Origin of the sequence: Entomohabitans teleogrylli (genome assembly GCF_001484765.1) — a bacterium.
GTDB lineage: Bacteria > Pseudomonadota > Gammaproteobacteria > Enterobacterales > Enterobacteriaceae > Entomohabitans > Entomohabitans teleogrylli.
Genome location: NZ_KQ947376.1, coordinates 16,449 through 30,168 on the forward strand (window position 1 = coordinate 16,449; position 13,720 = coordinate 30,168).

The following is a 13,720-nucleotide window of genomic DNA, read 5'->3' on the forward strand; positions in this document are numbered from 1 at the left end:
TCACAGAAACAGAGGGTGGCTACATGGATAAATTACTTGAGCGTTTTTTGCACTATGTCTCACTGGATACCCAGTCTAAACCCGGGGTTAAGCAGGTGCCCAGTACTGAAGGACAGTGGAAATTATTGCATCTGCTCAAAGAGCAGCTCGAAGCGATGGGGCTGGAGAATGTGACGCTGAGCGAGCACGGAACCGTTATGGGAACGCTGCCTTCTAATGTGAATAAGCCGGTACCGGCTATTGGATTTATTTCCCATGTCGATACATCGCCGGATTTTTCCGGCAAGAACGTTAACCCGCAGATTGTGGAAAATTATCGCGGCGGCGATATCGCGCTGGGCATTGGTGATGAAGTGCTTTCACCAGTGATGTTCCCGGTTCTGCACCAACTGCTGGGCCAGACGCTGATCACCACCGACGGGAAAACGCTGCTTGGGGCAGATGATAAAGCCGGCGTGGCGGAGATCATGACCGCGCTGGCGGTGCTGAAAGGCAAGAATATCCCCCACGGCGATATCCGGGTGGCGTTTACCCCGGACGAAGAAGTTGGTAAAGGCGCGAAGTATTTCGACGTTGAGGCTTTTGACGCCAGTTGGGCATATACCGTGGATGGCGGCGGGGTCGGGGAACTGGAGTTTGAAAACTTCAACGCGGCGTCGGTGGCTATCAAAATCGTCGGCAACAATGTGCATCCGGGCACTGCGAAAGGGGTAATGGTCAACGCGCTGTCGCTGGCGGCGCGGATTCATGCCGAAGTGCCCGCCGGGGAAAGCCCGGAGCGCACCGACGGCTATGAGGGTTTTTACCATCTGACCAGTATGAAGGGAACGGTGGATCGGGCGGATATGCACTACATTATTCGCGATTTCGACCGCAACCGCTTTGAAGCCCGCAAGCGGCAGATGATGGATATCGCGAAAAAAGTCGGCAAGGGGCTGCATCCGGATTGCTATATTGAGCTGGTGATTGAAGACAGCTACTACAATATGCGCGATAAGGTGATTGAACATCCGCACATTATTGATATCGCTCAGCAGGCGATGCGCGACTGCGGTATTGAACCGGATATGAAACCGATCCGCGGCGGCACCGATGGCGCTCAGCTGTCGTTTAAAGGGTTGCCCTGTCCGAATATTTTTACCGGCGGCTACAACTACCACGGTAAACATGAGTTTGTAACCCTGGAAGGGATGGAAAAAGCGGTTAAGGTGATTGTGCGTATCGCGCAACTGACCGCGGAGCGTCAGTAGCCGGCGCAGGCAGGTTATTGATGTAAATTGATTACGCCACCTGCCGGGCAGGTGGCGTTGTTATCTCTAATCAGCGAAATACCAGTAGCCGCTGTTGACCAGCGCCGCCAGCATCGCCAGGAAAGAGGGATCTTCCAGCGCATCGCCGAACATGGCGTCAGTCAGGCGGATGTGGTTCGCCAGCGCCTGTAGCGCCGGGCGGTGTGGGCTGTCTATCCTCTCGCCGTTAACAAACACCTCTTCGTCGATGCGCAGCACCCGTAAACCGCCGAGCCGCACCAGATTATCCCCCTGCCTGAGCGCATCATAAATCTCGTCCGGCTGGTAGGGCGGTTCCGGCGGTGCAATGTCCAGCTCATGGCGTGACTGGGTGATAAACTCCCCGAGCCACTGATTAAACTGTTCCGGCTGGTTGATCATATCCACCATCATGGCGCGCAGTTTGTCTACCTCCTGCGGCACAATATCGGCGCAATGCTGGCGCTCCGGCAGTTCCGCGTCGCCATAGCGCTGGCTGCCCAGTTCGCGCTGCAGTACAAAATCGGCAAAACCGCTGATCAGTTCACGGCCGCTGGGGGCGCGGAAGCCCACCGAGTAATTCATGGCGTTTTCCAGCGCATAGCCTTCATGGGGGAAGCCGGGCGGAATATAGAGGATGTCGCCTGGCTCCAGCTCTTCATCAATGATGGCGTCGAAAGGCGGCACCTGCAGCAGATCCGGGTGGGGACAGTGCTGTTTCATCGGCGTTTTTTCCCCGACCCGCCAGCGGCGGCGGCCTACGCCCTGAATAATAAACACATCGTACTGATCGAAGTGCGGCCCGACGCCGCCGCCGGGTACCGAAAAGGAGATCATCAGATCGTCAATACGCCAGTCGGGCAGGGCGCGGAACGGCTGCATCAGGGCGGAAGTGGGTTCATGCCAGTGGTTCACCGCCTGTACCAGCAGCGACCAGTTACTCTCACCGAGATGGTCATAACTTTCAAACGGGCCGTGGGCCACCTGCCATTTACCGTCAAGGTGGCTGACCAGCCGGCTGTCTACTTCCGTTTCCATCGCCAGCCCCGCCAACTCATCCGGGGAAATGGGGTCGATAAAATTCTTAAAGCCGCGTTTTAACACTACCGGGCGTTTTTGCCAGTAGCGCTGTATAAAATCGGCCCAGTCTAACTCTAAGTGATAGTCCATATTGATGTCCGGCTGAGTAACCTGTCCCGGATTATAGCGGATTGTCCCCCCGGGGCGGCATCCCGGCGGCGCTTTTTTTATGTCCGGCGCTCTTCGGAAGGCGGTTGCTGGCGGCGGAAGATGACTTCCATACGCGCCCCCCCCAGTTCGCTGGTGTCAGTGACAATCTCGCCGTTATATTGTTCGACAATTTCCCGGGCCACGGATAGCCCAACGCCCTGGCCTGGCCGCAGCGTGTCGGCCCGCTGGCCGCGATCGAATACCCGGCTGCGCTGGCTTTGCGGAATACCCGGGCCGTCGTCCTCAACGATTAAATACAGGGCGTTGTCGGTCTGGCGGGCGGATACCTCAACAAATTCCAGGCAATATTTGCAGGCGTTATCCAGCACATTACCGAGCACTTCCATAAAATCGTTTTTCTCGCCGATAAAGGTAATTTCCGGTGAGATATCCAGCGTGATGGACACGCCTTTACGCTGGTAAACTTTGTTAAGGGCCGATGTCAGGCTGTCGAGCAATGGCGCTACCGGGTGTAGTTCGCGGCTGAGCAGGGTACTGTCGCGGTGCATACTGGCCCGGTGCAGGTAGTAGCCTATTTGCTGGGAGATTCGGCTGATCTGTTCGAGCATCGCGGGCTCCGCCTGTTCCACGGTCAGCTTATCGGTGCGCAGGGCGCGCAGGGTACTTTGCAGCACCGCCAGCGGGGTTTTCAGACTGTGGGTCAGATCGGTAAGCGTGGTGCGATAGCGATCGTAACGCTGGCGTTCGCTTTTCAGTAATTGGTTCAGGTTACGCACCAGGCTGGTAAGCTCGCGGGTGGTCTCCGGGTTCAGGCTCTCCCGGTTGTGCTCCTCCAGCTCATGGACTTCGCGGGCCAGCGCTTCGATAGGCCGCAGGCTCCACCAGGCGGCGATCCACAGCATGGGGATCACCAGCAGCAGGTTGGCCACCAGCACATAGACAAACCAGCTCCACACGATATAGGAGCGCTTGAGTTCGATAGGGATGGTATCCACGACCACAATGGTCAGCGCCGGCATGCGCTCGGTCGGTGGGTACTGGTTTACCGCCACCGAGTGGGTCATTTCGCTATCGCTGTCCTGTTCGCGGATATCCCTGAGCTGCTCCTGGTAGTCGTGATTATCGCCTACCAGCGCGCTGCTGATCGTGAAACTGGCTTCCAGTTCGTGGAAACCGTTGGTCGCCAGCCACTCTTTTCTGATTTGCTGCACTACCAGAGGAACATCGCGCTGCGCCCAGAGCAGGTTGCCATGGTTGTCATAGATCAGCGCCAGCGTCGGGCTTTGCAGATCGAGGCTTTCCGGCAGGTCGACGCTGATGCGGCCGTTCTCCCACCTGGCGAGGGTATAAAACAGGTTACTCTCGCCGCGCAGCAGGCGGAACGTGGTTTTATCAAAGCTGACGCTATAGCCCACCAGAGCGACCACGCCGTACGCCAGCGACAGCACCATCACCACTGCCGCTGTCGCCAGCAGAAAACGCACTCGCAGCGATAACGGTAAAAAATGACGCAACAGCTTTTTCATTTCAGATCGAATCGATAGCCCTGACCGCGCACCGTGGTAATGGCATCACCGGGGAATTGCGCCTGAATTTTTTTGCGTAGCCGACCCATCAGCACATCAATGGTATGGCTCTCGCGCAGTTCGGCATCGGGATACAACTGCAGCATCAGGGCGTCTTTGCTGACCACTTTCCCGGCGTTGCGGATCAGGGTTTCCATAATGGTGTATTCAAACGCCGTCAGTTTAATTGGCATATCGTTGATCGACAGCTCGCGCCGCGACAAATCCAACTGGAACGGCGCCATGGAAATCACCTGCGACGCCAGGCCGCTGTTGCGGCGCATCAGGGCCTGCATGCGCGCCACGACCTCTTCGAGATGGAAGGGTTTAGTGACATAGTCGTCGGCGCCGGCGCCCAGTACTTCCACTTTGTCCTGCCAGCCTTCGCGGGCGGTAAGCACCAGGATCGGCAGCGTCACATCATGGCCGCGCCAGCGGCGAATCATTGACATTCCGTCTTCGTCCGGCAGGCCTAAGTCGACGATAGCGATGTCCGGCGTATGCTCATTAAGAAAGTAGTCCGCCTCTTTTGAATCTTCCGCTGCATCAACCTGATGCCCCAGCTCGCGTAGCTGCACCTGCAAATGGTGGCGCAGCAGCGCATTGTCTTCCACGACCAAAACGCGCATGGTAATTCCTCATAACCGTCATTGTCCCAGTTAGTGTAACGCGATTTACGCCTGGCGGGGGCAAACCTGAGTTAAATCATTATCAACGGTTTACAGAACGCGCAATCCGGCTGTAAGTATGGCGTACGCCGCGGATCGCCACGCTGTAGGTAAAAATATTTTCCGGCAGCGCCAGGCCCAGATATCCGGTATCGCCGATATGGTGCAGATCGGCGCCGGCCATTTTGCTCATCAGCGCGATCTGGCGCAGCGTCTGGCGATCCGCCCCTTCCTGAGAAGTGCCAATAGCGGTCATCGCCAGCGCGCCAAGGCGCTGGGTAAAGGCGATTAACTGGCTGACTTTTTCCTGGGACATACCGGGAACGGTGCCCGGTGCTGGCAGCAGCACCACATCAGCGCCATTGTCGACAAACAGCGCGATATCCTGTTCGCTGATGATCTGGCTACCGCTTTCCCGTACGATGCCGGCGCCGTGCATTTTCCCGGTGATCAGGATTAGCGTATCGCCGGCTACCGCATGGATGGCCTTCATGGCGTCGGCGATGGCCTGATTGCTGACGCCATTGCCGGGGTTGCCGGTCAGCACCACAATACGGGCTCCCATGTCCCGGAGCCGCAGGGCATTTTCCGGCGTGGCGGCGCGCCCGGCGGTCATCTTCCAGAACTCATTGTGATCGCTGGCGAAAGCGGGGTCGACGGCCTCCAGATTGACGCCAATGATTCTGCCGGTCAGGCGCTGTAATTCGCGCAGCGTCTCTTGCGGGGTGATGCTCTGCGGCATACCGGCGATGGCCGGGCTGGCGGTGTCAAAAAGGTTGAGCAGCAGGATATCCGCCCCCTGGCTGGCGGCCAGTTCGGCATTAGTGATGTTGTTGAGCAGCGGCTGGGTAGCACCAATGCACTCGCTCACCAGAATACGCCCTTCGCTGGCGCGGATCGCATGGAGCAGTTGTTGTTTATCCAGCGCCGCCAGTTCACTGGCGCTGCAGTCGAGGTAGCGTTTCATTAGCGTGGCTCCTGTTTATTCATCAACATATTGATCATGATATGCCGCAAATAAAAACGCCACCCTCAGGTGGCGCGAGATGGATGACAAACCCAATCGTATTATCAAACTTGCCGGTATTACCCGATAACAACCAGGGAAAATCAATGTATTGATTTTCGGCTGATAACGCCATGTCAGGAACAACCACGCTTTTTCCTGACTGCCAGCAGTCTGACGCCACCCTCAGGTGGCGCGAGAGGGATAATCAACATCAGTTCGGGTTGATCACTTTAACTCATCAACCATGGTGATGGCCCGGCCAATGTAATTGGCTGGGGTCATGGCTTTCAGGCGCGTTTTCTCCTCTTCCGGCAGCGCCAGAGAGTCGATAAAGGCTTTCATCCCTTCGGCGTCCACGCGTTTGCCGCGAGTCAGCTCTTTCAGCTTCTCATACGGTTTTTCAATACCGTAGCGGCGCATCACCGTCTGAATAGGTTCCGCAAGAACTTCCCAGTTATGGTCCAGCTCGTCCAGCAGACGCTCACGGTTGACTTCCAGTTTGCTGATCCCTTTCAGGGTGGACTGGTAGGCGATCAGTGCATAGCCCACGCCAACCCCGAGATTACGCAATACGGTCGAATCCGTCAGGTCGCGCTGCCAGCGGGAAACCGGCAGTTTGCTGGCCAGATGGTTGAGTACCGCATTAGCCAGGCCGAGGTTGCCTTCGGAGTTTTCGAAATCGATCGGGTTTACCTTATGCGGCATGGTGGATGAACCGATTTCCCCGGCGATAGTTTTTTGTTTGAAATGGTTGAGGGCGACGTAACCCCAGATATCGCGATCGAAATCGATCAGGATAGTGTTGAAGCGCGCCATGCAGTCAAACAGCTCGGCAATGTAGTCATGGGGTTCGATCTGGGTGGTGTACGGGTTCCACTGAATTCCCAGAGAGGTCACGAACTCTTCGCTGAACTGGTGCCAGTCCACTTCCGGGTAAGCGGCCAGGTGCGCATTGTAGTTCCCCACTGCGCCGTTAATTTTGCCGAGGATTTCCACCTGTTCCAGTTGACGGTACTGGCGCTCCATACGCCACGCCACGTTGGCCATCTCTTTACCCATGGTTGACGGCGTCGCCGGCTGGCCGTGAGTACGGGACAGCAGGGGAATGTCGCGATACTGGCGAGCAAGATCTTTCACCGCGTCAATGATCTGGCGCCAGCAGGGCAGGATCACCTGCTGACGGGCGGTCTGCAGCATCAGGGCGTGGGAGAGGTTATTGATGTCTTCAGATGTACAGGCGAAGTGGATAAATTCTGATACCGCGTGCAGCGCCGGGATATCCGCCACTTTCTCTTTCAGAAAATATTCGACGGCTTTGACGTCATGGTTGGTGGTACGTTCAATCGTTTTGATGCGCGCGGCGTCGGCCTCGCTAAAGTTAGCGACGATACTGTCGAGGAAACCGTTTGCGTCGGCGGCAAAAGCAGGAACTTCCTTGATCGCTGCGTGCGCCGCCAGCTTCTGCAGCCAGCGTACTTCAACCTGAACGCGGAATTTCAGCAGGCCGAATTCGCTGAAAATGGCGCGCAGAGCGCTGACTTTATCGCCATAGCGTCCATCAACGGGGGAAACGGCGGTCAGTGAGGATAATTCCATAAGTGAAAACTCCGGGAGGTTAACAATGAGCGAGAATTTGTCTGGCCTGCGTGGACAGGCGATTACGGGAAAACATCAGTTGCAGTCTGCCGCCGCCAACCTGGTGCCACAATACGGCGGAGCGGATACCGGCCAGCAGCGTGGCGCGTACTTTGGCCTGAATTTGCGGGCTTTGCAGGACTGCCGGGGAGCCAGTGACCTGAATACGCGGCCCCAGCGGGCTGATGACGTCGACATAAATGCCAGCCATGGCATTGAGCAACGTATCGGATTCGAGATCAAAATGTTCCAGTTGGCGCTGCAGACCGGCGATGCGTTCGCCGAGGGTATCCATCGCGCCTTTGCTGGCGGCCAGCTTGCGTTCCAGCACCATCAGACTGAGGGTATAGCGCGTCAGCTCTGCCCCCGGGCCCTGGCGACTGCTGGCATTCAGCACGCCGAGCAGCGTTTCCAGCCCCAGTTTCAGGTTGGCCTCGCTGCCGCCGTAAACGCCGGCCGTTGAACCCGGGTTCAGGTCAATGACGCTATTAAGGGAAACATGGAGGGCGTCGGAATCACAGTGTCCCTGATGCGCGAGCTGCTGGACCAGGCGGGCCGACTGGCAGATGCCCGCCAGCGCCAGCGTAATCTCATAATAGTTTTTGGCCACGAAAACTCCTGTCTTGTGTGCAGTCTTAATCAGAGCGATAGCGGAATGCGCTGTTCAATAATGCCGCCGCCCAGGCAGATATCGCCGCTGTAAAACACCGCCGACTGGCCGGGAGTCACCGCGGCGACCGGCTCGTCAAAACGCACTTCAAGGCGATCGTCGCCCAGCGGCGTGACGGTGCACGGAATATCGGCCTGGCGATAGCGGGTTTTCACTGTACAGCGCAGTGGCGCCGTGAGCGGCTCCCGGGAGACCCAGTGCAACTGTTGCGCGATAAGTCCGGTGGACATCAGGCGCGGATGGTCATGCCCCTGGGCGACCAGCAGAATATTATTTTCGACATCCTTATCCACCACGTACCACGGCTCTTCGCTACCGTCTTTCGTCCCGCCAATCCCCAGCCCTTTGCGCTGGCCGAGGGTGTGGTACATCAGCCCCTGGTGTTCGCCGACCTCGTCGCCATCAACGCTGACGATTTTACCCGGCTGGGCAGGCAGATAACGCCCGAGGAATTCGCGGAACTTACGTTCGCCGATAAAGCAGATACCGGTGGAATCTTTCTTTTTGGCGGTGGCTAAGTCCAGTTGTTCGGCGATGCGTCGCACTTCGGGTTTTTCCAGTTCGCCGACCGGGAACAGACTTTGAGCAATTTGTTCATGGCTCAGGGTATACAGGAAATAGCTTTGATCTTTATTGCCGTCCAGACCGCGCAGCAGGCGGCTTTTGCCATCCACATCCTGGCGGCGTACATAATGGCCGGTGGCAATATAATCGGCCCCGAGATCTTCCGCGGCAAATTCAAGAAAGGCTTTAAATTTGATTTCTTTATTACACAGAATATCCGGGTTGGGAGTTCGACCGGCTTTATATTCCGCCAGGAAATGCTCAAAAACATTATCCCAGTATTCCGCGGCAAAATTGACGGTATGCAATTCGATACCCAGTTTGTCGCACACTGCCTGCGCATCCGCCAGATCCGCCGCCGCCGTGCAGTACTCCTCGCCGTCGTCCTCTTCCCAGTTTTTCATAAACAGGCCTTCCACCTGATAGCCCTGCTGCTGCAGTAACCAGGCGGAAACAGAGGAATCGACGCCGCCGGACATACCGACGATCACTTTTTTCTGGCTATTATCTGACATGAAACGACTCACAACATTGAACGAACTTCAGGGCGGCGTATTCTAGCACGCGACGCCGCGTTAGGCACCTTCTGTAAACGGCCAGTTAAAAGCGGACAGCAGCGACAGCGGGTAACGTTCTCCCGCCAGGTAGCAACGCACGCTTTCGGCGACCAGCGGCGAGCGCAGGTTAGCGGCAGTCATGATGTCCTGCGGCGCCAGCCACAGGCAGCGGTCGATGTCGCTGTCGTGGGGGCTGGTGGGGAGCGGGCTGCGCAGGTCGATGGCAAACAGGAAGCGCAGAAAAGGGGTGTTATCCGGGGCAATCCACTGATGTAGCTGCAGAAAATGCTGCGGCTGCGCCTCAATACCGGTTTCTTCCCATAATTCACGCCGGGCGGCCTGCAACAGCGTTTCGTCGGCCTCAAGGTGGCCGGCGGGCTGATTCCACAGCGCTTTACCATTAATGGTTTCTTCCACTACCAGAAACTGATTTTGCGCCTGTACGATGCAGGCGACGGTGACATGAGGTTTGAACATAGCGATTCCTTGTGTTGCTTCCGGTAAGCGCTGCCGGAATATCAACGTGCCACTGTGGGGAGATCGGTTATCTCGCGCCACTCTCCGGGCTGTAAATTATCCAGCGTGTAGCCGCCCATCGCATAACGGATCAGGCGCAGCGTCGGGTGGCCGATATGCGCCGTCATGCGTCTAACCTGACGGTTGCGTCCCTCATAGAGAGTGATTTTCAGCCAGGCGGTAGGGATGGATTTCCGCTCACGAATCGGCGGCTGGCGCGGCCACAGCCAGTCGGGCTCCGCTACGGCTTCTATTCCGGCGGGCAGCGTGGGGCCGTCTTTTAGCGTCACGCCGTTACGCAGCGCGGCAAGCGCTTGCGCATCGGGTTCGCCTTCTACCTGCACATAGTAGATTTTGCCAGTACGTTTTCCCGGCTGAGTCAATTTTGCCTGCAGCGCGCCGTCGTTGGTTAATACCATCAGCCCTTCGCTGTCTCTGTCCAGCCGACCGGCGGCATAAATATCTGCAATCGGAATGTAATCCCTGAGCGTCCGGCGCCCGGCTTCGTCGGTGAACTGCGGCAGCACATCGTAGGGTTTATTAAACAGAACGAGGCGTTTTGGACCAGACGGGCGACGCGTTCTGGCAGTACGCTGCTGGCTGAATCGCTCAACTCTGTGATTTCTAAAAGAAGTTCTCGACATAGTGTTTTCAGAAGGGAGTGATTGCCGCATTATAGCGGAAATCAATCGTGTCTGGCATGGCGCACAACAATCCGGTACTATTGACAAGATCATTACAAAACATTAACAAAAATCAGTTTTAACCAGAAGCGCTCGAAGGAGAGGTGAATGGAAAGCAAAGTAGTTGTTCCGACGGAAGGTCAGAAAATCACCCTGCAAAACGGCAAGCTGAATGTGCCTGCAAATCCGATTATTCCTTTTATTGAAGGTGACGGTATCGGGGTGGATGTCACCCCGGCAATGCTGAAAGTGGTGAATGCGGCCGTGGAAAAAGCCTACAAAGGCGAACGTAAAATCTCCTGGATGGAAATTTACACCGGTGAAAAATCCACTCAGGTTTATGGTCAGGATGTCTGGCTGCCGCAGGAAACGCTTGATCTGATCCGCGAATACCGCGTGGCGATTAAGGGCCCGCTGACGACGCCGGTTGGCGGTGGGATTCGTTCTCTGAACGTTGCCCTGCGCCAGGAGCTGGATCTGTATATCTGCCTGCGTCCGGTACGTTACTACCAGGGCACGCCAAGTCCGGTTAAGCACCCGGAGCTGACCGATATGGTGATTTTCCGCGAAAACTCTGAAGACATTTATGCCGGGATTGAGTGGAAAGCCGACAGCGCCGACGCAGAGAAAGTGATCAAATTCCTGCGCGAAGAGATGGGCGTAAAGAAAATTCGCTTCCCGGAACACTGCGGTATCGGCATTAAGCCGTGTTCCGAGCAGGGGACTAAACGCCTGGTACGCGCGGCGATTGAATATGCTATCACCAATGACCGTGATTCAGTGACCCTGGTGCACAAGGGCAACATCATGAAATTCACCGAAGGGGCGTTTAAAGACTGGGGCTACCAGCTGGCGCGCGAAGAGTTTGGCGGTGAACTGATTGATGGCGGTCCGTGGCTGAAGGTGAAGAACCCGAATACCGGCAAAGACATCGTGATTAAAGATGTGATTGCCGATGCGTTCCTGCAGCAAATCCTGCTGCGCCCGGCGGAGTATGATGTTATTGCCTGTATGAACCTGAATGGCGACTATATTTCCGACGCCCTGGCGGCTCAGGTTGGCGGTATCGGTATCGCTCCGGGCGCCAACATTGGCGACGAGTGTGCGCTGTTTGAAGCGACCCACGGTACTGCGCCGAAGTATGCCGGCCAGGATAAAGTGAACCCGGGTTCGGTTATTCTTTCCGCAGAAATGATGCTGCGCCACATGCAGTGGTTCGAAGCGGCTGATTTAATCGTTAAAGGTACTGAAGGCGCCATCGCCGCTAAGACCGTGACCTACGATTTCGAACGCCTGATGGAAGGCGCTAAACTGCTGAAATGTAGCGAGTTTGGCGACGCGATTATCGCGAACATGTAATCTGCTTTCTGGCTGAAAGATAACGGGAGCTTAATAGTTCCCGTTTTTTATTATGTGAATTCGAGCGGTTATCAAAATATTATCAAAATAAGTTATCAAAACCCCCTCCTGGCGGGTTAGATCGCGATGGCTGTCCAGTCCTTACCGCGGTCATCGTGATAGCGATCTGTCTGCTGCTGTGATTTATGTCCGGGCAATTTCCGGGTATCAATACCTTGTTGCTTATAAAGCCGTTCAGATAATGATCGCTGCTCGTGAAATGTCGCCGGCGTTCCTGCTCCCCAGTTAATACCCGCCTTATCTCGTGCCTTACTGAAGAAAGCTGCAATGGCTCTGTGGGTCGTCGGGGTATAGGCGTGGAGCTGGAAACCGAACGCTTTGAACAGACGGTAGCTGAGGTAAAGAAGCTGGCCGACTCACGCCTGTTAGCTGATCACTGAATTCCACTGCCTGAAATACTGGCTCGCTTATGCGGGCCTTTTTCATATCTGCCGCCACTTGCTGGTGGTCATTTTTACTCGTTCTGCTGCAGACGGCTGGTTTTCAGATTAAAGAAATCGGCCTGGATTTAAATTTCTCTTTTCCGGAACATGTCAATCCCGATTCTGTTCTGGGGGAGCTATACCTTATCCGTCTGTTTTTGCGTTCCAGTCTTGCGGCGTGTTTTTCTATTTGTGCCCGATATTCGGCCAGTAGTGTCAAATCTATGGGGTTAAGGGCCTTATCAGTACGGCTGGAATGCCGTTTACATGCCAGTTCTGCTTTAGATGGGGTGGGGCGTAACATGGTTAACTGCTCTGCCTGAAGGGGGTCGGTATTACTTAGGGGTTGAAGGTGTAAACGACGGTTGCGCCGACGTCCCGAGGCTGAGCCCTTAAACGCTGTTCTGCGTGGCATAAATACCTCCTGTTATTTCTGTTGTGCTGGTACAGATGAAGCAAATTTTTCAGTTCGAATCGTCATTGGTTATTGACGAAACGATATAATTATAACTTATGCTATAAATGTGGTCAATAACATAAGTATTATTTTGATTGAAAAATAACAACAGATTTATAACTTAAGGAATTCGCAGTAAGAGCAGAGGCAGCCATGATCGGATGATTTGGCCCGGTGCCCACCGGGCTATAGAACCCTGGATTTACCAGCTATGAGACGACCAGAACACCTTGCCGATGACTCTCACACTACTGACAAACTCGTCTCTGTCCAGTACTTCGTCGGGGTATTCTTCCCTGTTTATCGACCTGATAATGACTGACGACGGTGTTGCAATAAGTGTTTTAACTCTCAATAAGTCGGCCTGACAAATCGCGTACGTTTTGCCATCGCGAATTACAGTATCCTGTATGTTTACACCGACTACATCCCCATCATGTAGCGTCGGCTCCATACTCTGACCGCTGACTCTGACCAGTTTAGCGGCGGTTTCAGGGACACCCATTCGTTTTAGATAATGACGCCGAAACACCAGTGCAAACTCCGAAGACTCTTCGATTTCACTGCTTCCATCACCGGCGGCTAAAGAGACATTCAATAGTGGGATCTCCACAAATTCTTGTTCGTCTTTGTCCATATCTTCCCAGACAGAGGCTTTCAGCCTTGACTCACGTATATTTGAAGGTTCGAAGCTTGAGATGGTATCGGGTAAACCTGTTCCATTAGAAAGCCACTCGGGCCTGACACCCAAAGCGGATGCGATCTGAACAATTTTACGACTGCTACTGGCTTTACCCGATGTCATTTTCTGAATTGCAGGCTGGGAAAGGCCAACAAGCTCTGCCAGTTGGCTTTGTGAGATCCCCGCCGACTGCATGGCGTGGTTAAGACGATCAGCAAGTGTTTTCATATAGCAAATGTATAACTTCTGTTATTAACATTCAAATAAAAAAAGTTATAGACACGATGAATAACTAGGGTTATAATCAACTCCGTAGTATAACTTTTACGGTTATCTACAGATATAGTTACTTAACATGCCTGGTTGTCTGGCGGTTCAAGTCAATTTGCTCTTTATACAATGGACTCAGGTCCT

General features: G+C 54.9%; 14 protein-coding genes and 1 pseudogene. 2 read left to right on the forward strand and 13 right to left on the reverse strand.

All coding sequences use genetic code 11. The features are described from left to right. The first annotated feature begins 23 nt into the window (after positions 1-23). A complete protein-coding gene (gene pepT, locus AQ981_RS00080; protein WP_058909721.1) occupies positions 24-1,250 on the forward strand; it encodes a peptidase T in 1,227 nt (408 codons plus the stop codon). A 66-nt stretch (positions 1,251-1,316) separates the two neighbouring features. Here the strand turns inward: pepT and AQ981_RS00085 are convergent, their stop codons facing one another. The 10 genes from AQ981_RS00085 to rluE form a co-directional block, all read right to left on the reverse strand. Next, positions 1,317-2,438, reverse strand: coding sequence for a ribosomal protein uL16 3-hydroxylase (locus AQ981_RS00085; RefSeq protein ID WP_058909722.1), 1,122 nt, complete (start codon positions 2,436-2,438; stop codon positions 1,317-1,319). A 77-nt stretch (positions 2,439-2,515) separates the two neighbouring features. Then, positions 2,516-3,985 carry a two-component system sensor histidine kinase PhoQ gene (gene phoQ, locus AQ981_RS00090; protein WP_058909723.1) on the reverse strand — a complete coding sequence of 490 codons (1,470 nt, stop codon included), beginning with the start codon at positions 3,983-3,985 and terminating at the stop codon, positions 2,516-2,518. Continuing rightward, on the reverse strand, positions 3,982-4,653 hold the full coding sequence (gene phoP / locus AQ981_RS00095) for a two-component system response regulator PhoP (RefSeq protein ID WP_058909724.1): 672 nt from the start codon (positions 4,651-4,653) through the stop codon (positions 3,982-3,984). Before phoP ends, phoQ begins: the two co-directional genes overlap by 4 nt. Before the next feature lie 82 nt (positions 4,654-4,735). Then, entirely contained in the window at positions 4,736-5,659 is a 924-nt protein-coding gene (locus tag AQ981_RS00100) for a DUF7916 family protein (RefSeq protein ID WP_058909725.1), read from the reverse strand. Positions 5,660-5,693: 34 nt separating this feature from the next. Further along, positions 5,694-5,849: a hypothetical protein gene (locus AQ981_RS27525; RefSeq protein WP_154675885.1), complete on the reverse strand. Its 156-nt coding sequence runs from the start codon at positions 5,847-5,849 to the stop codon at positions 5,694-5,696. Positions 5,850-5,926: 77 nt separating this feature from the next. Next, positions 5,927-7,297, reverse strand: coding sequence for an adenylosuccinate lyase (purB, locus tag AQ981_RS00105; protein ID WP_058909726.1), 1,371 nt, complete (start codon positions 7,295-7,297; stop codon positions 5,927-5,929). A 19-nt stretch (positions 7,298-7,316) separates the two neighbouring features. Further along, entirely contained in the window at positions 7,317-7,946 is a 630-nt protein-coding gene (gene hflD / locus AQ981_RS00110) for a high frequency lysogenization protein HflD (protein ID WP_058909727.1), read from the reverse strand. Positions 7,947-7,975: 29 nt separating this feature from the next. Further along, entirely contained in the window at positions 7,976-9,085 is a 1,110-nt protein-coding gene (gene mnmA, locus AQ981_RS00115) for a tRNA 2-thiouridine(34) synthase MnmA (RefSeq protein WP_058909728.1), read from the reverse strand. A gap of 60 nt (positions 9,086-9,145) precedes the next feature. Next, a complete protein-coding gene (locus AQ981_RS00120) occupies positions 9,146-9,604 on the reverse strand; it encodes an NUDIX hydrolase (protein WP_058909729.1) in 459 nt (152 codons plus the stop codon). Between the two features lie 41 nt (positions 9,605-9,645). Further along, positions 9,646-10,317: a 23S rRNA pseudouridine(2457) synthase RluE gene (gene rluE, locus AQ981_RS00125; protein WP_058909730.1), complete on the reverse strand. Its 672-nt coding sequence runs from the start codon at positions 10,315-10,317 to the stop codon at positions 9,646-9,648. A gap of 117 nt (positions 10,318-10,434) precedes the next feature. Between rluE and icd the strand changes: the two genes are divergently transcribed. Next, on the forward strand, positions 10,435-11,685 hold the full coding sequence (gene icd, locus AQ981_RS00130) for an NADP-dependent isocitrate dehydrogenase (RefSeq protein ID WP_058909731.1): 1,251 nt from the start codon (positions 10,435-10,437) through the stop codon (positions 11,683-11,685). A gap of 116 nt (positions 11,686-11,801) precedes the next feature. Here icd and AQ981_RS25580 read toward each other — a convergent pair. From AQ981_RS25580 to AQ981_RS00135, 3 genes and pseudogenes are all read right to left on the reverse strand, one after another. Then, positions 11,802-12,005, reverse strand: a pseudogene (locus AQ981_RS25580) (site-specific integrase); the annotation flags it as partial. A gap of 223 nt (positions 12,006-12,228) precedes the next feature. Further along, a complete protein-coding gene (locus tag AQ981_RS28640) occupies positions 12,229-12,582 on the reverse strand; it encodes a transcriptional antitermination N peptide (protein WP_476701389.1) in 354 nt (117 codons plus the stop codon). A 244-nt stretch (positions 12,583-12,826) separates the two neighbouring features. Further along, on the reverse strand, positions 12,827-13,534 hold the full coding sequence (locus tag AQ981_RS00135; RefSeq protein WP_071608772.1) for an XRE family transcriptional regulator: 708 nt from the start codon (positions 13,532-13,534) through the stop codon (positions 12,827-12,829). Between the last annotated feature and the right edge of the window lie 186 nt (positions 13,535-13,720).